Genomic DNA, 16736 nt, shown 5'->3' with positions numbered 1-16736 from the left:
GGTGCCCCGCCGGGCCCCCTCCTCCGCCGTCGGCGCTAGCCGCGCGATAGCGCGTGGCGATCATGCTAGGTCACCACGCCGTTCGAACCCAGGGGGCAACCAGTGACGCCGATGCCGACTGAGCCGGTCCGGGTGTTCCTCGTCGAGGCGAACCCGCTCATCCGGATCGGCATCGGCGCGGTGCTGACGGACGGCGCGGTGTGTCTGGTGGGCGAGGCCCCGGACGAGGCGACCTGCCTGGAACGGATCGGGGAGAGCGGAGCGGACGTCGTGCTGCTGGACCTCGACGGACCGGCGGAGGCCGGGCTCGCCGCCGTCCGCTCCCTGGCGCGCGGCTTCCCCGCGGTCGGTGTGGTGGCGACCCGGTCGGCCCGGCGGGCGGACGGCGGGCTGGCGCTGGCGGCGCTGTCGGCCGGCGCCCGGGGGTTCCTGCCGAAGGACCTGGAGCCGGCCGTGGTCCTGGACGCCGTGCGGCTGGTCGGCGCCGGCGGGGTGGTGCTCGGCCCCGGCGTCGGCGGGCAGCTCCCCGCGCTGCTGGCCCCGGTGTCCGAGGTGCCGGGCGGGGCCGCCTTCGCCGCCCTGACGGCCCGTGAGCACGAGGTGCTCCGGCTCGTCGCCCGGGGCCTGGACAACCGGCGGATCGCCAGGGAGCTGGTCCTCTCGGACAAGACGGTGCGCAACTACGTCTCGGCGGTGCTGACCAAACTGGGGGCGGGCAGCCGGGGCGAGGCCATCGTGGCGGCCCGCACCGCGGGGTTCGCGCCCGCCCGTGGCCTCCTGCAGTGACGACAGCGGGTCGGAAACGGCGGCGCCCTCCCCGGAGAAGAGGCGCGAAGGCCCGGAGCGCGGGGTGCGCTCCGGGCCTTCGTGGTCGCCGGGCTTTCCCGGTCTCCTCCCGGTCGCCGGGACGGCGTGCGGCGTCGGCGTCAGGCCGGGAGGATCGCCTCCAGGGCGGCGACCAGCTCCTCCGACTCCGGCTCCACGCGCGGGCGGATGCGGGCGGCGACGGTGCCGTCCGGGGAGATCAGGAACTTCTCGAAGTTCCAGGAGACGTCCCCGGCCTGGCCCTCGGAGTCGGCGACCTGGGTCAGCTGCTGGTAGAGCGGGTGCCGGTCGTCGCCGTTGACGTCGATCTTCTCGAACAGGGGGAAGGAGACGCCGTAGGTGGTGGAGCAGAAGGTCTGGATCTCCTCGGCGCTGCCCGGCTCCTGCCCGGCGAACTGGTTGCAGGGGAAGCCCAGCACTGTGAAGCCGCGCCCGGCGTAGCGCTCCTGCAGGCGCTCCAGGCCGGCGTACTGCGGGGTCAGGCCGCACTTGGAGGCGACGTTGACGATCAGCAGCGCCTTGCCCTTGTGGTCGGCCAGCGAGGTGGGCTCGCCGGCGAGGGTGCGCAGCGGGATGTCGTACAGGCTCACGGGTGGTGGTCCTTTCGGCAGGTCGGCAGCGGGTTTCTGCCCGGGCACACGGTAGCGGCCCCGGACGGGTCAACCGCGCGGACGCCGCCGGTGTTCCGGGCGCGAGGGGGCGTACGGAGCGGCTCGTACGCCTCCTCGCGCCGGGTCGGGGTGCTACCGGCGGCGCGCCGTCGTCAGAGCGCGAGCGGCTTGACGGCCGTCGGCGCGTGCTCGGGCAGGGTGGCGAGTTCCTCGAACTCGTTGACCTTGTCGATGTCGTTGCCGCTCATCGAGATGTTGGTGACCCGCTCCAGGATCGCCTCGACCACGACCGGGACGCGGAACTCGGCGGCCAGCTTCTTGGCCTCCTCGAAGGCGGGCAGCAGGTCCTCGGGCCGGGTGACCCGGATGGCCTTGCAGCCCAGGCCCTCGGCGACCTTGACGTGGTCCACGCCGTAGACGCCCAGCTCCGGCGAGTTGAGGTTCTCGAACTCCAGCTTGACCTGGAAGTCGATGTCGAAGTTGCGCTGCGCCTGACGGATCAGGCCCAGGTAGGAGTTGTTGACCAGCACGTGGACGTACGGGATCCGGTGCTGGGCGCCGACCGCCAGCTCCTCGATCATGAACTGGAAGTCGTAGTCGCCGGAGAGCGCGACGACCTGGCCCTCGGGGTCGGCGGTGGCGACGCCCAGCGCGGCCGGGATGGTCCAGCCGAGCGGGCCGGCCTGGCCGCAGTTGATCCAGTGCCGCGGCTTGTAGACGTGCAGCATCTGCGCGCCGGCGATCTGGGAGAGGCCGATGGTGGTGACGTAGCGGGTCTCCGGCCCGAACGCCCGGTTCATCTCCTCGTAGACGCGCTGCGGCTTGAGCGGCACGTTGTCGAAGTGGGTGCGGCGCTGCAGGGTGGCCTTGCGCTCCTGGGTGGAGGCGGCCCACGCGCTGCGGTCCTTGAGCTGCCCGGCGGCCTTGAGCTCCTGGGCGACCTGGACGAAGAGCTCCAGCGCGGCCTTGGCGTCGGAGGCGATGCCGAGGTCCGGGGCGAAGATCTTGCCGATCTGGGTGGGCTCGACGTCGACGTGGACGAACTTCCGGCCCGCCGTGTAGACGTCCAGGCCGCCGGTGTGGCGGTTGGCCCAGCGGTTGCCGATGCCGAGGACGAAGTCGGAGGCGAGGAAGTTCTCGTTGCCGTAGCGGTGCGAGGTCTGCAGGCCGACCATGCCGGCGTTCAGCTCGTGGTCGTCCGGGACGATGCCCCAGCCCATCAGGGTCGGGATCACCGGGACGCCGGTGAGCTCGGCGAACTCCAGCAGCAGCGCGGACGCGTCGGCGTTGATGACGCCGCCGCCGGCCACGATCAGCGGGCGCTCCGACTCCTGGAGCAGCGCGATGGCCTTCTCGACCTGGATCCGGTTGGCGGCCGGCTTGTAGACCGGGAGCGGCTGGTAGGCCTCCGGGTCGAAGTCGATCTCGGTCAGCTGGACGTCGATCGGCAGGTCGATCAGGACCGGCCCCGGACGGCCGGAGCGCATCAGGTGGAAGGCCTGCTGGAACACGCCGGGGACCTGTGCGGCCTCCAGGACGGTGGTCGCGGCCTTGGTGACCGGCTTGGCGATCGAGGCGATGTCGACGGCCTGGAAGTCCTCCTTGTGCAGCCGGGCGACGGGCGCCTGGCCGGTGATGCACAGGATCGGGATGGAGTCGGCGATCGCCGAGTAGAGGCCGGTGATCATGTCGGTGCCGGCCGGACCGGAGGTGCCGATGCAGACCCCGATGTTGCCGGCCTTGGCGCGGGTGTAGCCCTCGGCCATGTGCGAGGCGCCCTCGACGTGCCGGGCCAGCGTGTGCTTGATCCCGCCGGAGGCCTTGAGGGCGGCGTAGAACGGGTTGATGGCTGCGCCCGGCACGCCGAACGCGACCTCAGCGCCTTCGAGCTTGAGGATCTCCACGGCCGCGCGGGCGGCTGTCATACGAGGCATCGGGTCTCTCCTGCGTCGGCCCGCAGTGGCTCGGAGGGCTCATCTCCTGAATTCCACCATACGGAAGAACGGTTTCTGTATGTGGAAACAAGGTAGGGCGGGCCTCGTCAGGGCGTCAAGGGGGGCTTCAACAGAATGTGTCAGTCCGCGCCCGAGTGGAATTGGCAGGTCAGCCAGGGAGATCCCGTACGAACGAGCGAAGCTCGTGCGGGTGTACGGGAGGAGGCGATCGTTCCGCGCCGGAAAGCGCGGCCGGTGTGCAGCCCGGGTGAAGGGACGGTGTCCGAGGTGGGCCCGCCCCGCCGCCCTGGGTACCGTCGGTGGCACGCCGGGCCCGTGACGTTCGACTGAGGCCGCGGCAGGGGGGTTCGGGAGCGCCGTGGGGAGCGGGGGAACTCCGCCGGCGGGCCCGTCCAGGACCAGCGCGCCCGGTGAGTCGCACCCGAGCCGGGGACGCACCCCTGACCGCACCGACCCGACACCCGCCGCCGTCCGCCGGTCCGCCCGGATCCGCGGCCGCACCGCCGTCGCCGCCGCTGTCCCGTGGTCCCGTTCCGCTCGTCCCGTCCCCCTTCTCCCGCCCCTCGGCCCTGCTCGCTCCCCTCTCCGGCTCCGCTGCCCAGCTACCCTCCTCGGCTCCGCTGCCCAGCTCCCCTCCCCGGCCTCCCTCCCCGGTCCGGCCGTCGCCCCGTACGGCGCCCACCGCTCACGGCCCCTCCCGTACTGCAACGGCGTGCCCGCAGCGGCGGGCGCGCGGAAGGAACGTCCCCATGCGCTGCTGCACCCCTGCCCGACCCCCGGCGGTGACCGGGTGAGCCGGCCGCCGCACCGGAGCGAGAGCCCGCCGGGCCGCCCCCGGAAGAACGCCCCGCCGGGCCGCCTCAGGCCCCCGATCGCCGCGCTGCGCGCCGTGCCCTGGCGGCGGGACCTGCCCGCCTCGCTGGTGGTGTTCCTGGTCGCCCTGCCGCTCTGCGTCGGGGTGGCCGTCGCCTCCGGCGTCCCGGCCGAACTCGGACTGGTCACCGGCATCGTCGGCGGCCTGGTGGTCGGCGCCCTGCCCGGCAGCAGCCTCCAGGTCAGCGGTCCGGCCGCCGGGCTGACCGTCCTGGTGGCCGACGCCGTCCGGGAGTTCGGCGTCGGCGCGCTCGGTCTGCTGGTGCTCGCCACCGGTCTGCTCCAGCTGGCGATGGGCGCGCTGAAGCTCGGCCGCTGGTTCCGCGCCATGTCCGCCTCGGTGGTGCACGGCATGCTGGCCGGCATCGGGCTGACCCTGGTCTTCGGCCAGCTGTACGCCCTCGCCGACCGCCGCGCCCCCGCCACCGGACCGGAGAAGATCGCCGGACTGCCCGCCCTGCTGGGGGACGCCCTGAGCGCCGCGGCCAACCCGAGCGCGGTCGCGCTCGGCCTCGGCACGCTGCTGGTGCTGGTCGGCTGGACGTACCTGCCGGAGCGGGCCGCCCGCGCCGTGCCCGCGCCGCTGGCCGCCGTCGGACTGGCCGCCGCCGTCACCGCCGCCGCCGACCTGCCGGTGGCCCGGATCCGGGTCGAGGGCCTGCTGGACGTCGTCCGGCTGCCCGACCGCGACGCGCTGGGCGATCTGGCCGGCGTCGCCGGGATCGGCACGGTCGTCGCCTTCACCCTGATCGCCTCCGCCGAGACGCTGTTCAGCGCCGCCGCCGTCGACCGGATGCACCACGGCCCGCGCACCGACTACGACCGCGAGCTCACCGCCCAGGGCGTCGGCAACACCGTCTGCGGGCTGCTCGGCGCACTGCCGATGACCGCGGTGATCGTCCGCAGCGCCACCAACGTGCAGGCCGGTGCCCGCACCAAGGCCTCCCGCGTCCTGCACGGCGGCTGGCTGCTGCTGTTCACCGTGCTGCTGCCCGGCGCGCTCGGGCTCGTCCCGCTCACCGCGCTGGCCGCCGTGCTGGTGCACGCCGGCGCCAAGCTGGTGCCGCTGCGCCGGATCGCCGCACTCTGCCGCGGCCACCGGGGCGAGGCGGTGGTGCTGGTGGTGACGGCGGTCGCGATCATCGCCACCGACCTGTTCGAGGGGGTGCTGATCGGCGTCGGCCTGGCGGTGGTCAAGTCCGCCTGGCAGACCTCGCACCTGCAGATCGCGGTGGAGGAGCTGGTGCTGCCCACCGGCCAGGCGCTGCACCGGGTCCGGCTGAGCGGCAACGCCACCTTCCTGCGGTTGCCCCGGCTGCTGGACGCCCTGGAACGGCTGCCGGACGACCGCCCGGTCGAGCTGGACTGGTCCGGGCTGCGCCACCTGGACCACGCCTGCACCGTCGCCCTCGCCTCCTGGGCCGCCCAGCACCGGGCCCGCTCCACCGCCCCGCTGGCCGTCGACCCGCCGCTGCCGTCGGTGGCCTGACGGTCCCTCCGGTCACGCCCTAGCCTGGTCGCGGCCCGGCCCGGGCCGCGACCAGGAGAGGTGGGAACGTGATCGCAGCATTTTCGGTGACCCCGTTGGGGATCGGCGAGGACGTGGGGGAGGCGGTGGCCGCCGCCGTCCGGGTGGTCCGCAGGAGCGGGCTGCCGAACCGGACGGACGCCATGTTCACCAGTATCGAGGGGGAGTGGGACGAGGTGATGCCGGTGATCAAGGAGGCGATCGAGGCGGTGAAGGCCCACAGCAACCGGGTGAGCACGGTCATCAAGATCGACGACCGGGCCGGGGTCACCGACGGCCTCACCGCCAAGGTCGCCTCGGTCGAGCGGCACCTGGCTGAGGACGGGGGCCAGGTGCGGGGCTGACGGGGGCCGGGGGAGGAACCGCGGGCGGTCCTCAGACCGTGGACGACGGCCGGCCCGCGGGCTCGGCCGTCGCCCCCGTCGCCGGCCCGTGGGCGAGCAGCCGGTCCAGTGCGTACGGCCCCGAGCCGAGCACCGCGATGGCCAGGAACGCCCAGCAGAACATCACCGAGGCCTCACCCCCGTTCTGCAACGGCAGCAGCGCGTGCTCCTGGTGGACGGTGAAGTAGGCGTAGGCCATCGAGCCGGAGCAGAGCAGGGCGGCCGTCCTGGTGCCGGCGCCGACCAGGACCAGGGCGCCGCCGACCAGCTGGATCAGCGCGGCGTACCAGCCGGGCCACTGGCCGAGCGGGACGGTGCCGCCGCCCTTGGCGCCGCCGAGGACGCCGAACAGGGAGGCGGCGCCGTGGCAGGCGAAGAGCAGGCCGACGACGATCCGAAAGGCCGTCAGGACCAGCGGGCGGGCGGCTTCGGCGGCCTTGGCGGCCTGGCGGGAGGCCTGGGGGAAGGGTGCGGACATGCCGGAACGCCTCCTGTGCACGGGGGGAAGGAGATACGGGGCGGTAAGGCTAGGCTTGCTTTTGTTGAATTGTCAATGCTCTGTCATAATGTTGGCCCAAGGTGTCAAGTTCCTCGATCAGGTCCCTTTCTTGACCGATCGATCTCGAAAAGGCTAGCCTTCCCGTCATGGCGCGAACGAAGGACTTCGACCCGGACGCGGTGCTGCAGGCGGCCCTGGAGCTGTTCTGGCGGCGCGGCTACGAGGCCACCTCGATGGCCGACCTGGTCGAGGGGCTCGGCATCGCCCGGGCCAGCATCTACGCGACCTTCGGCAGCAAGCACGAGCTCTACCTCCGCGCGCTGGAGCGCTACGCCGAGCAGACCGACCCGGTGCTGCTCGCCGAACTCTCCCAGCCCGGACCGGTGCTGCCGGCCGTCCGCGCGCTGGTGCGCCGGTACGCGGGGGAGTCGGCCGAGGATCCGCTCAAGCGCGGCTGCTTCGTCGTCAACACCGTGGTCGAGCTGGTCCCGCACGACCCGGCGGCGGCCCGCCGGGCGGGGGCCAGCCTCGGCCACCTGGAGACGGTGCTGACCGCCGCCCTGGTCCGCGCCGAGGCGCAGGGCGAACTGCCCGCCGGACGGGAGCCCCGGGCCCTCGCGCGGATGCTGATGGTGCTGATGCAGGGCATGCGGGTGATGGGCAGGACCGCCGACGGCGCGGCCCGGGTGCGGGACGCGGCCGAGCAGGCGCTGGTGCTGCTGGACTGACGCCCGGTTCGGGGTGGCCCGGTGCTCCTCAGTGGGGTGGGTGGGTGCCCTGTGCCGTCGCCATTATGGATCGAACGGTCATTATAGAAGGGGGGGTTCCATGCGTACGGCCCGGTCGTCGCGGTCCGGCTTCGCACTGCTCGGCGTGGTGCAGGCGGTGCTCATCTCCACGATCACGATCCTCACCGTGCCGCTGCCGCTGGTGGCCCGGGAATTCGGGCTCGGCCCGTCCGGCGTGCTGCTGCTGAGCGCCTCCTACGGGCTCACGTTCAGCTCGCTGTTGCTCCTCGGCGGACGGCTGACCGACCGTCACGGCGGGCGCCCGGTCCTCCGCTGGGGCCTGGCGCTGCTCGGCGCGGCCTCGGTCCTGTGTGCCCTCGCGCCGGACTACGCGGTGCTGCTGGCGAGCCGCTTCGTCCAGGGCGCCGGTGCGGCCCTCACCGCCCCGGCGGCGGTCGCGGTGGTCCGGGTGCTGCACCCCCGACCGGCCGACTACCGGCGGGCGATGGCCACCTGGGGCGGTCTCTCGGTGCTCGGTGCGACCGTCGGCAGCGTGGTGTCGGGCGCGGTCGCCGCCGCGGTCTCCTGGCGCTGGCTGTTCGCGGTGCCCGTCCTGGTCGCGCTGGCCGGCCTCGCCCGCTCCGGCGCGCTGCCCACCGCCGACGGCCCCGCCGCACCCGCCCCACCCACCGGACCCACCGCGTCCACCGCGTCCACCGCATCCGCCGGGCGCCGACCGGCGCTCGACCTGCGCGGCGCGGTCCTCGCCACCGCCGGTGTCTGCGCCCTGAGTTACGCCCTGGTCGGCTCCGCCGAACGCGGCTGGTCCAGCCCCGAGGTGTACGGCCCGCTGCTCGCCGGGACCGCTCTGCTGGTCGCCTTCGCGGCCGCCGAACGCCGCACCGCCGACCCGCTGCTGCCGCCCGGCTTCCTGGCCGACCGGCGCCGTGGCACCGCCCTCGCCGCCGTCATGGCCACCGCCGCCGGCACCGCGCTGACCTTCGTCCTGCTCTCGCTCTACCTCCAGCAGCTGCGCGGCTGGAGCGCCGCCGCCACCTCCGCCGCCTTCCTCCCGTACGCGGCCGTCCTGCTCCTGGCCGGTCGGGCGGCCGGAACGCTGACCTCCCGGTACGGGCCGGTGCCGGTCACCGCGGGCGGCCTCGCCGTGGCGGGCGCCGGACTCGGCCTGCTCGCCGGGCTCGCGCCCGACAGCGGGTACGCGACCGGGCTGCTGCCCGGACTGCTCCTGCTGCCCGCCGGAGCCGCCGCCGCCTTCGCCGGTGCGGCCGTCCTCGCCACCGGCGGGGTGGCGCCCGAGCGCACCGGTCTGGCCGCCGGAGTGTTCAACACCGCCATGGAACTCGGCCCCACCACCGGACTGGCCGCCCTGATGGCGCTCGCCGCCACCCGCCCGACCGTCGTCGGCGGCTACGCCGCGGCCTTCGCGGCGGCCGCCACCGGGCTGGTGCTCACCGCCGTCGCGGTCGCCACCCTGCCGCGGGCCGGCGGCCCGCCGGCACCCATGACCACCACCGCGCCGGCTGCTATGACCGGCACCGCGCCGATCCCGAGTACCACCGCACCAGAACGCACCCACCGGATCGAGGAGTTCACATCATGACCACGCGTTTCGCCGACAAGTCCGTCCTGGTCACCGGCGGTGGCAGCGGCATCGGGCGGGCCATCGCGCTCGCCTTCGCCCGGGAGGGCGCCCGGGTCGCCGTCGCGGGCCGGACCGCCGCCCCGCTCGCCGAGACCGTCGAGCTGATCGAGCAGGCCGGCGGGAAGGCGATCGCGCTGACCGGCGACGTGGCGAGCGGTGAGGACGCCGCCCGGTTGGTCCGCGAGACCGTCGAGCGGTTCGGCGGGCTGGACGTCGCCGTCAACAACGCCGGGGTGCTCGGCGCGCTCGGTCCGGTCGCCGACATCGACGAGGCCGAGTGGCGGCGGCTGTTCGACATCAACGTCACCGGCACCCTGCTCGCCATGAAGCACCAGATCGGCCACATGCGGGCCCACGGGGGCGGAGCGATCGTCAACGTCTCCTCCAACGTCGGCGTCCACAAGCGGATCCCGAACCTCGGTGCCTACGCCGCCAGCAAGGCCGCCGTGACCGCGATCACCCGGGCCGCCGCCCTCGACCACATCGCCGACGGGGTGCGGATCAACACCGTCAGCCCGGGCGCGGTGGACACCCCGATGTCGGGACGGCCCGGCGAGAGCGCCGAGGCCAAGGCGGAGCGGATGCGGTCCGACGTCCCGGTCGGCCGGGCCGGCGCGGTGACGGAGATCGCCGCCGCGGTGCTGTACCTGGCCTCGGAGGAGGCGGGCTACACCGTCGGCAGCGACCTCGTGCTGGACGGCGGCTCCACCGCCTGACCCCTCCACCGGCCGGCCCGCCGCACCCCCCTGACCCCGCCACCGCCCGATCCCGCCCCACCGGCCGGCCCGGCTCGGGCCGCTACTCGCCCAGCCAGTCCCCGGGCACCGCCTCGTAGAGCGCCGCGAGCGCCTGCGGGGTGCGTGCCCGGGCCGTCATCCACGCGTCCTCGACCACCGAGACCAGCACCTCCGGCCCCCGGTACCAGCGGCAGCCGCGGCCCAGCGCGGGCAACTCCTCGAAGCCGTCCGGCAGCCGGTCCTCCGACTCGACGAAGTCGGTCAGCTCGTGGTCCTCCAGCAGCTTCTCCGTCATCGCCATCACCGCGGCCGCGGTCGAGAAGCGCTCCTCCCAGGGCTCCCAGCACTCCTGCGCCTTGTCCGCGAGGTCCAGCCGCATCACCGTCGGCGGGTCCTCCTGCTCCAGCCCGCCGAGCAGCACGCCCCAGTGCGCGCAGCCCTGGTTCTCCGTGCGGTACACCAGCGCGCCGTCCAGCACGAACAGCTCGTCCGGCGTCAGCAGCACGTCGTGGTTGCTCGTCAGGTCCGCCCGCCGGCCGAACAGCCGGTACGCCTCGCGCAGCGCCGCCGGCAGCCGCAGGCCCAGTCGCCGCTCGGCGGCGTCGAGTTCGGCCGCGGGGAAGCCGTCGTCCGGCCCCAGCGGCTCGCCCCAGTACGCGGCGAAGCCTCCGACGAGTGCCCAGGACCCCGCGCGGTCACGCTCACTTTCGGCCATTGCGGCCCGTATGTCGAATTCCGTTTCGTCCACCCGCGCACCGTACGGCACCCCTCCGACAACGCCCCGGAGCGCTCAACGGCCGGGCCGGGAGCCCGTCCCGGCACGACCGGCCGAATCTGACGCGAACGCGTAATCCCGGGGACACCGGTTGATCACTGCGGGGTTCCCGCCGCGTCGTGTGGGCAGGACACGGTTTCGGCCGGAACCGACATCACGAAAGGCGGACGCGCACCGCATGCCGACCGCACCGCACACCGCGCCCCGGGCGGGCCGCCGAAGCCGCTGGGGCGAACACGGGCTCGCCTGGGCCTTCCTGCTGCCCTCCCTGGTGGTCTTCGTCCTCTTCATCGGCTACCCGCTGGGCCGGACCGTCTACCTGAGCGGCCACGCCAACGACCTCTTCGGCGCGCCCTCCCGCTACGTCGGGACGAAGCACTACACCGACCTGCTGGCCTCGGCGGACTTCCGCCGCACCCTCGTCACCACCGCGCTGTTCACGCTGCTCACCGTGGTGCCCGGGGTGCTCGGCGCGCTGGGGCTGGTGCTGCTCCTGGAGAACCGGATCCGGGGCGTGCGGCTGCTGCGCTCCGCCTTCGCGCTGCCCTTCGCCTTCTCGGTGGCCAGTGCCTCGGTGGTCTTCGCGGTGTTCTTCAACCCCGCCAGCGGCGTGCTCAACGGCCTGCTCTCGCACGTCGGCCTCGGCCCGATCGGCTGGCTGACCGACTCCCGCTACGCCCTGGTCTCGGTGGCCGTCACCACGGTCTGGATGAACCTCGGCTACAACGTCCTGGTGCTCTCGGCCGGCATCGGCTCGATCCCGGGCGAGGTCGTCGAGGCGGCCCGGATCGACGGCGCCTCCGGCCTGCGGCTGGCCCGGTCCATCACCGTCCCGATGCTCGGCCCCCACCTGTTCTTCCTGACCGTCGTCTCCACCGTCCACGCGCTGCAGAGCTTCGGCCAGATCCACATCCTCACCAAGGGCGGGCCGGACGGCTCCACCCGGACCCTCGTCTACTCCGTCTACGAGAAGGCCTTCGCCTACGGCTCCAGCGACTTCGGCACCGCGAGCGCCCAGGCCGTGGTGCTGCTCGTGGTCGTCCTCGCCTGCACGGCCGTCCAGTTCGGCGTCCTGGAGCGGAAGGTGCACTACGCATGACCGGCATCGCCACCGAAGCCGAGGCGCCCGAGGCGTCGAAGGCGCCCCGCCCGCGCACCGGCGCCCTCGCCGGGCGCGCCCCGCGCGACCTGCTCGGCCGCGCCGCCGTCCACCTGCTGCTCGCCGTCGCCGTCGTCACCGTGGCCTTCCCGGTGTACTACGCCGTCGCCGGTGCCTTCATGGGCCCGTCCGAACTGTCCTCCTACCCGCCCGCGCTGGTGCCGCACTCGGTCACCGGGCGGAACTTCTCCGGCGCGGTGGACGCGATCCCGCTGGCCCGCCAGTACGCCAACTCGGCGATCGTGGCGACCGCCATCACCCTCGCCCAGCTGTTCACCTCGGTCCTCGCCGCGTACGCCTTCGTCTTCCTGCCGCTGAAGGCGCGGGCGGCGGTGTTCGGGGTGTTCCTGGCGACGCTGATGGTCCCCTGGGAGGCCATCATCATCCCCAACTACCTGACGCTGTCCGGCTGGGGACTCGGCAACACCTACTTCGGCCTGGTGCTGCCCTTCCTCGCCTCCGGGTTCGGCACCTTCATGCTGCGCCAGGCCTTCCGCCAGCTGCCCGGCGAACTGCGCGACGCCGCCCGGATCGACGGCGCCGGCCACTGGCGCTTCCTGTGGCGGATCGTCGTCCCGCTCAACAAGCCGGCGTTGGCGGCACTGTCGATCTACGTCTTCCTGTCCGCCTGGAACCAGTACTTCTGGCCGCTGATCATCACCCGCACGGCGAACATGCAGACCCTGCAGATCGGTCTCACCTCGCTGCGCGACTCCGAAATGGCCGACCCCGGGCTGATCCTGGCCGGCGTCGTGCTCTCCCTGCTGCCCACCCTCGCCCTGGTGGTCTTCGGCCAGCGCTTCATCGTCCGCGGCCTCACCGCGGGCGCGGTGCGCTGACCGCCCGTACCGTCCACGTCCGTCCCCTCCGACCAGAGAGAGAACCCCCGTGAAGAAGAGTGCACGCGCGCTCGCGGCCCTGCTGGTGGCCGGCCTGTCCCTGACCGCCTGCAGCTCCTCCGGTGACTCCGGCTCCGGCGGCTCCGGTGACGCCGCCGCGCCGGGCGCCCAGGCGCTCGACCAGGCCTCCGGCGTCACCGGCGTCGAGTTCTGGCACTCGATGACCGGCAAGAACGCCGAGGTGCTCACCGGGCTGGTCGACCGGTTCAACGCCGCGCACCAGGGCAAGATCGAGGTCAAGGCGCAGTTCCAGGGCAAGTACGACGAGCTGGTCACCAAGTACAAGGCCGCGGTGCAGCAGAAGGGGACCCCCGCCCTGGTGCAGGTCTACGACATCGGCACCCGGTTCATGATCGACTCCAAGCAGACCATCCCCGCCCAGGCCTTCGCCGACAAGGACGGCTACGCGCTGGACGACCTGGACGCCAACATCCGCAACTACTACTCGGTCGGCGGCAAGCTCCAGTCGATGCCGTTCAACTCCTCGATGCCGCTGCTCTACCTGAACACCGACGCGTTCAAGGAGGCCGGCCTCGACCCCGCGCAGGCGCCCAAGGACCTCGACGAGCTGGGCGAGCTGGCGAAGAAGCTGACCAAGAAGGACGCCGACGGCAAGACCGTCCGCTACGGCTTCGGCGCCGCCATCTACGGCTGGTTCGTCGAGCAGCTGCTGGCCGAGTCCGGTGCCATGTACTGCGACAACGACAACGGCCGCAGCAACAAGGCCGGCAAGGTCGTGTTCGACTCCGCCCAGGGCGCCCGGATCGTCCAGTGGTGGGCCGACCTGGTCAAGGGCGGCTACGCGGCCAACACCGGCCGCACCACCGACGACGCCCAGGCCGCCTTCAAGGCCGGTACGGTCGCGATGCACCTGGAGTCCACCGGTGTGCTGCGCGGCTACACCGAGGCGGCGAAGTTCGGCGTCGGTACGGCGGCCTTCCCCAAGGTCACCGCCGGCGACCAGGGCGGTCCGGTGATCGGCGGCGCCTCGCTGTGGATCAGCGGCCCCGGCCACTCGGACGCCGAGAAGCGCGCCGCCTGGGAGTTCGAGAAGTTCGTGACGGCCCCCGAGCAGCAGGCCACCTGGCACACCGGCACCGGCTACTTCCCGGTCAACAGGAAGTCCCTGGACGACCCCAAGGACAAGGAGTGGGTGGCCAAGTACCCGCAGTTCCAGACCGCGATCGACCAGCTGAAGGCGACCAAGCCCACCCCGGCCACCGCCGGCTGCCTGCTCGGCGTGATGCCGCAGGCCCGCAAGGGCGTGGAGACGGCGATCGAGCAGACCGTCTCCGGCAGCAAGCCGGCCCAGCAGGCGCTCGCCGACGCGGCCAAGGAGCTCCAGCCGGCGATCGAGAGCTACAACAGCTCGGTCGGCTGAGCCGGCCGGCCCCGAAGGAGCGCGGACGGCCCGCCCGGTGCAGCAGGCACCGGGCGGGCCGTCGCGCGTCGCGCCGGGCCGCGTCAGGCCGAGAGCGCCTCGCCCTGCTCGCCGTCCTCCGACGGCGCGCAGGCGGCGGCCAGCTCGTCCAGCGACAGGTCCAGCGCGAAGGCGAGCGCGGCGATGGTGAAGAAGGACGGCGTGGGCGCCCGTCCGGTCTCGATCTTGCGCAGCGTCTCCGCCGACACACCGGCCACCGCCGCCACCTCGACCATGCTGCGCTCGCCACGCGCCTCCCGCAGCAGCGCCCCGAAGCGCTCGCCGCGCTCGCGCTCCCACGGGGTCAGCGGAGTCCTCACCATGCCGCAGAGTCTACGGCCCCGCTACAGCCGTGCCGCGGCCTACTGCTCGGGCCAGCTGGGGAGGCTGGCCGGGCCGCCGGGCCGCTGCTGGTTCAGGGCCAGGCAGAGGATGACGATGCTGCTCCGGCGCTCCTCGCTGTACGAGCCGAAGACCTCCTCCGGCTCCGTGTCGCAGGCGTGCTTGGCGTCGCCGCTGTGGACGACCTTGGTGACCTTGAAGTCGGCGTTGGGCTTGGTGCAGTCCACGAGCTCCATCTTCGGCTTGGAGCCGTGGCCGAGGTCGTGCACGCAGCTACCGGCCTCGGCGGCCGCCGGCTCGGACTTGCCGGCCTGCCCGGCGATGACCAGACCGCCGGTGATCAGCGCGACCAGGAGGAGCGGTCCTCCGACGCGGCGGGCGATCTTGCGGAACCGCGAGGGCTCGGCCGGGACGGGCTGCCCGGCACCCCAGGCCTCCTGGGCGAGCGGTGCTGCGGGGTGCTCGGCCGGGTTCTCGGCGGGGTTCGGGGTCGCGTCGACGGGAGCGGTCGGCGGGGTTGTCACGTGTATTCCTCATGGTCAGATCATCTGAGTGCGCCGCGAACACTAGCGGATCGCGGGACCGCCGAGCGCCACATCTTCCCTGGTGAGCGGTCCGCAGCCGGTGGACCGCCGCCGCCATCGCCCCCCTTCGCGTGCGACCTGGTGGCGTCCGTCCCCCATCGACCGTGATACAAATACCGGTATAAGAATTGGATCCATGGGGAGTGGTCCCCGGGGGAGTGGTGCACCGTGGTCGAACTCAAGTCGGACGCCGCCCTCGACGCGATGCGTGAGGCCGGGCGGGTGGTGGCGGACGCACTCGCCGCCGTACGGGAGACGGCGGCGGTCGGCGTCCGCCTGGCCGAGCTGGACGAGGTGGCGCGGGGCGTCCTGGACGCCGCCGGGGCGAGCTCGCCGTTCCTCGGCTACCGGCCGTCCTTCGCGCCCGTCCCCTTCCCGGCCGTCATCTGCGCCTCGGTCAACGACGCCGTCGTGCACGGCATCCCGGACGGCTACCGGCTGCGCGACGGCGACCTGGTGAGCATCGACTGCGGCGCCGTGCTGGACGGGTGGGCCGGGGACGCCGCCGTGAGCTTCACCGTCGGCACCGCCCGGCCCGAGGACACCGCCCTGATCGACGCCACCCAGCGCGCCCTGGACGCCGGCATCGCCGCCGCCCTGGCCGGCAACCGGACCGGCGACATCTCCCACGCCATCGGCCGGGTCGTCCGCGCCGGGCGGTACGGCACGCCGGAGGGCTTCGGCGGACACGGCATCGGCCGCCGGATGCACGAGGACCCGCACGTCTCCAACACCGGCCGCCCGGGCCGGGGTTACCCGCTGCGCCCGGGCCTGGTCCTGGCCATCGAGCCGATGCTCACCGCCGGCGGCCGGGACGACTACAGCACCGACCCGGACGGCTGGACCCTGCGCACCGTCGACGGCACCCGCGCCGCCCACATCGAGCACACCGTCGCCATCACCGAGGACGGCCCGCGCATCCTCACCCTGCGCTGAGCGCCGCTGCGCCGAACACCTCTGCGATGAGTACCTCTGCGGTGAGCGCCGTTGCGCCGAGTGCCCCTCCGCTGAGTGCCCCTGCGCCGGGACGAACTCACGGCTAGGCTCGGGGCCATGACCAAGGGCGTGATGTTCGATTTCTCCGGCACCCTCTTCCGGGTGGTCTCCACCGCCGAGTGGCTGGCCGCCTTCGCCGCCGGCGCCGACCTCGGCCTGTCCCCCCGGGAGCAGGCCGAACTGGTCGGCCGGCTGGAGGAGTTCGGCGCACTGCCCGGTGGTGTGCCGCCGCGCCGGATCCCGGCCGGTGCCCAGCAGGCCTGGGGCACCCGGGACTTGACCCCCGAGCTGCACCGCTCCGCGTACACCGCGCTGACCCGCGCCGCCGCTCCGCCCGCCGCCCTCGACGTGGACGCCCTCTACGACGCCCACACGGCGCCCACGAGTTGGCGCCCCTACCCGGACGCCGCCCCCGTGCTGCGCGAGCTGCGCCGCCGGGGCGTCCCGGTGGCCGTGGTGAGCAACATCGGCTGGGACCCGCGGCCGGTCTTCCGCGCCCACGGCCTGGACGAGCTGGTCGACAGCTACGTCCTCTCCTACGAGGTCGGCGCCCAGAAGCCGGACCCGGCGATCTTCGAGACCGCCTGCGCCCGGCTCGGCCTGGCCCCGGCCGACGTCCTGATGGTCGGTGACGACCGGACCTGCGACGGCGGTGCGACCGCGCTCGGCTGCCGCTTCCACCCCGTCGAGCACCTGCCCGTCGACGAGCGCCCGGACGCCCTGACGCCGCTGCTGGCGGTGCTGCCGGGTTGACGTGTC

General features: G+C 73.5%; 17 protein-coding genes. 11 read left to right on the top strand and 6 right to left on the bottom strand.

Annotation, left to right across the window (positions count from 1 at the left end):
• Window positions 1-111: 111 nt before the first annotated feature.
• A complete protein-coding gene (locus tag ACIRD3_RS14260; protein ID WP_402215426.1) occupies window positions 112-786 on the top strand; it encodes a LuxR C-terminal-related transcriptional regulator in 675 nt (224 codons plus the stop codon).
• Window positions 787-926: 140 nt separating this feature from the next.
• On the opposite strand, the gene ACIRD3_RS14255 is transcribed toward ACIRD3_RS14260, so the two are convergent.
• Together ACIRD3_RS14255 and gcl are read right to left on the bottom strand one after the other, a co-directional pair.
• On the bottom strand, window positions 927-1415 hold the full coding sequence (locus ACIRD3_RS14255) for a glutathione peroxidase (RefSeq protein ID WP_402215424.1): 489 nt from the start codon (window positions 1413-1415) through the stop codon (window positions 927-929).
• Window positions 1416-1588: 173 nt separating this feature from the next.
• Complete coding sequence (gcl, locus tag ACIRD3_RS14250) at window positions 1589-3370, bottom strand: glyoxylate carboligase (RefSeq protein ID WP_402215421.1); 1782 nt, start codon at window positions 3368-3370, stop codon at window positions 1589-1591.
• Between the two features lie 892 nt (window positions 3371-4262).
• Here gcl and ACIRD3_RS14245 point away from each other — a divergent pair.
• Together ACIRD3_RS14245 and ACIRD3_RS14240 are read left to right on the top strand one after the other, a co-directional pair.
• Window positions 4263-5753, top strand: a complete 1491-nt coding sequence (locus tag ACIRD3_RS14245; protein ID WP_402215573.1) for a SulP family inorganic anion transporter — start codon at window positions 4263-4265, stop codon at window positions 5751-5753.
• A 68-nt stretch (window positions 5754-5821) separates the two neighbouring features.
• Window positions 5822-6136, top strand: coding sequence for an MTH1187 family thiamine-binding protein (locus ACIRD3_RS14240; protein WP_402215419.1), 315 nt, complete (start codon window positions 5822-5824; stop codon window positions 6134-6136).
• A 31-nt stretch (window positions 6137-6167) separates the two neighbouring features.
• Here ACIRD3_RS14240 and ACIRD3_RS14235 read toward each other — a convergent pair whose 3' ends face one another.
• On the bottom strand, window positions 6168-6653 hold the full coding sequence (locus tag ACIRD3_RS14235) for a DoxX family protein (RefSeq protein WP_402215416.1): 486 nt from the start codon (window positions 6651-6653) through the stop codon (window positions 6168-6170).
• A 167-nt stretch (window positions 6654-6820) separates the two neighbouring features.
• Between ACIRD3_RS14235 and ACIRD3_RS14230 the strand changes: the two genes are divergently transcribed.
• The 3 genes from ACIRD3_RS14230 (at window position 6821) to ACIRD3_RS14220 (ending at window position 9781) form a co-directional block, all read left to right on the top strand.
• Window positions 6821-7402, top strand: coding sequence for a TetR/AcrR family transcriptional regulator (locus tag ACIRD3_RS14230; protein WP_402215413.1), 582 nt, complete (start codon window positions 6821-6823; stop codon window positions 7400-7402).
• 100 nt (window positions 7403-7502) lie between these two features.
• Window positions 7503-9023, top strand: coding sequence for an MFS transporter (locus ACIRD3_RS14225; protein WP_402215410.1), 1521 nt, complete (start codon window positions 7503-7505; stop codon window positions 9021-9023).
• The gene (locus ACIRD3_RS14220; RefSeq protein WP_402215406.1) at window positions 9020-9781 is read left to right on the top strand and encodes an SDR family NAD(P)-dependent oxidoreductase; all 762 of its coding nucleotides are present in this window, start codon (window positions 9020-9022) and stop codon (window positions 9779-9781) included. The genes ACIRD3_RS14225 and ACIRD3_RS14220 overlap by 4 nt, the downstream gene beginning before the upstream one ends.
• Window positions 9782-9863: 82 nt before the next feature.
• On the opposite strand, the gene ACIRD3_RS14215 is transcribed toward ACIRD3_RS14220, so the two are convergent.
• On the bottom strand, window positions 9864-10550 hold the full coding sequence (locus tag ACIRD3_RS14215; RefSeq protein ID WP_402215403.1) for an SMI1/KNR4 family protein: 687 nt from the start codon (window positions 10548-10550) through the stop codon (window positions 9864-9866).
• Between the two features lie 205 nt (window positions 10551-10755).
• On the opposite strand from ACIRD3_RS14215, the gene ACIRD3_RS14210 reads away from it, so the two are divergent.
• Genes ACIRD3_RS14210 through ACIRD3_RS14200 form a run of 3 tightly spaced genes read left to right on the top strand, consistent with a single transcriptional unit; the run spans window position 10756 to window position 14016 of the window.
• Window positions 10756-11676, top strand: a complete 921-nt coding sequence (locus ACIRD3_RS14210; RefSeq protein ID WP_402215400.1) for a carbohydrate ABC transporter permease — start codon at window positions 10756-10758, stop codon at window positions 11674-11676.
• The gene (locus tag ACIRD3_RS14205; RefSeq protein WP_402215398.1) at window positions 11673-12575 is read left to right on the top strand and encodes a carbohydrate ABC transporter permease; all 903 of its coding nucleotides are present in this window, start codon (window positions 11673-11675) and stop codon (window positions 12573-12575) included. The genes ACIRD3_RS14210 and ACIRD3_RS14205 overlap by 4 nt, the downstream gene beginning before the upstream one ends.
• A gap of 49 nt (window positions 12576-12624) precedes the next feature.
• Window positions 12625-14016, top strand: a complete 1392-nt coding sequence (locus tag ACIRD3_RS14200; RefSeq protein ID WP_402215395.1) for an ABC transporter substrate-binding protein — start codon at window positions 12625-12627, stop codon at window positions 14014-14016.
• A gap of 83 nt (window positions 14017-14099) precedes the next feature.
• Here the strand turns inward: ACIRD3_RS14200 and ACIRD3_RS14195 are convergent, their stop codons facing one another.
• Together ACIRD3_RS14195 and ACIRD3_RS14190 are read right to left on the bottom strand one after the other, a co-directional pair.
• Entirely contained in the window at window positions 14100-14378 is a 279-nt protein-coding gene (locus tag ACIRD3_RS14195) for a helix-turn-helix domain-containing protein (protein ID WP_402215393.1), read from the bottom strand.
• 39 nt (window positions 14379-14417) lie between these two features.
• Window positions 14418-14921: a hypothetical protein gene (locus ACIRD3_RS14190; protein ID WP_402215390.1), complete on the bottom strand. Its 504-nt coding sequence runs from the start codon at window positions 14919-14921 to the stop codon at window positions 14418-14420.
• A 228-nt stretch (window positions 14922-15149) separates the two neighbouring features.
• Between ACIRD3_RS14190 and map the strand changes: the two genes are divergently transcribed.
• Window positions 15150-15917: a type I methionyl aminopeptidase gene (map, locus tag ACIRD3_RS14185; RefSeq protein ID WP_402215387.1), complete on the top strand. Its 768-nt coding sequence runs from the start codon at window positions 15150-15152 to the stop codon at window positions 15915-15917.
• Window positions 15918-16034: 117 nt separating this feature from the next.
• Window positions 16035-16730, top strand: a complete 696-nt coding sequence (locus ACIRD3_RS14180; protein WP_402215384.1) for an HAD-IA family hydrolase — start codon at window positions 16035-16037, stop codon at window positions 16728-16730.
• The last annotated feature ends 6 nt before the right edge of the window (window positions 16731-16736 follow it).

The organism is Kitasatospora sp. NPDC093550, assembly GCF_044764985.1.
GTDB lineage: Bacteria > Actinomycetota > Actinomycetes > Streptomycetales > Streptomycetaceae > Kitasatospora.
Note: the sequence above shows the minus strand (reverse complement) of the source record. Positions and strands in the feature narration are given on the sequence as shown.

Excerpts from the sequence above, each read along its gene's own strand:
- ACIRD3_RS14260 (WP_402215426.1), top strand. The coding sequence starts at position 112 with ATGCCGACTGAGCCGGTCCGGGTGTTCCTCGTCGAGGCGAACCCGCTC.
- gcl (WP_402215421.1), bottom strand. The coding sequence starts at position 3,370 with ATGCCTCGTATGACAGCCGCCCGCGCGGCCGTGGAGATCCTCAAGCTC.
- ACIRD3_RS14235 (WP_402215416.1), bottom strand. The coding sequence starts at position 6,653 with ATGTCCGCACCCTTCCCCCAGGCCTCCCGCCAGGCCGCCAAGGCCGCC.
- ACIRD3_RS14230 (WP_402215413.1), top strand. The coding sequence starts at position 6,821 with ATGGCGCGAACGAAGGACTTCGACCCGGACGCGGTGCTGCAGGCGGCC.
- ACIRD3_RS14225 (WP_402215410.1), top strand. The coding sequence starts at position 7,503 with ATGCGTACGGCCCGGTCGTCGCGGTCCGGCTTCGCACTGCTCGGCGTG.
- ACIRD3_RS14220 (WP_402215406.1), top strand. The coding sequence starts at position 9,020 with ATGACCACGCGTTTCGCCGACAAGTCCGTCCTGGTCACCGGCGGTGGC.
- ACIRD3_RS14210 (WP_402215400.1), top strand. The coding sequence starts at position 10,756 with ATGCCGACCGCACCGCACACCGCGCCCCGGGCGGGCCGCCGAAGCCGC.
- ACIRD3_RS14205 (WP_402215398.1), top strand. The coding sequence starts at position 11,673 with ATGACCGGCATCGCCACCGAAGCCGAGGCGCCCGAGGCGTCGAAGGCG.
- ACIRD3_RS14195 (WP_402215393.1), bottom strand. The coding sequence starts at position 14,378 with ATGGTGAGGACTCCGCTGACCCCGTGGGAGCGCGAGCGCGGCGAGCGC.
- ACIRD3_RS14180 (WP_402215384.1), top strand. The coding sequence starts at position 16,035 with ATGACCAAGGGCGTGATGTTCGATTTCTCCGGCACCCTCTTCCGGGTG.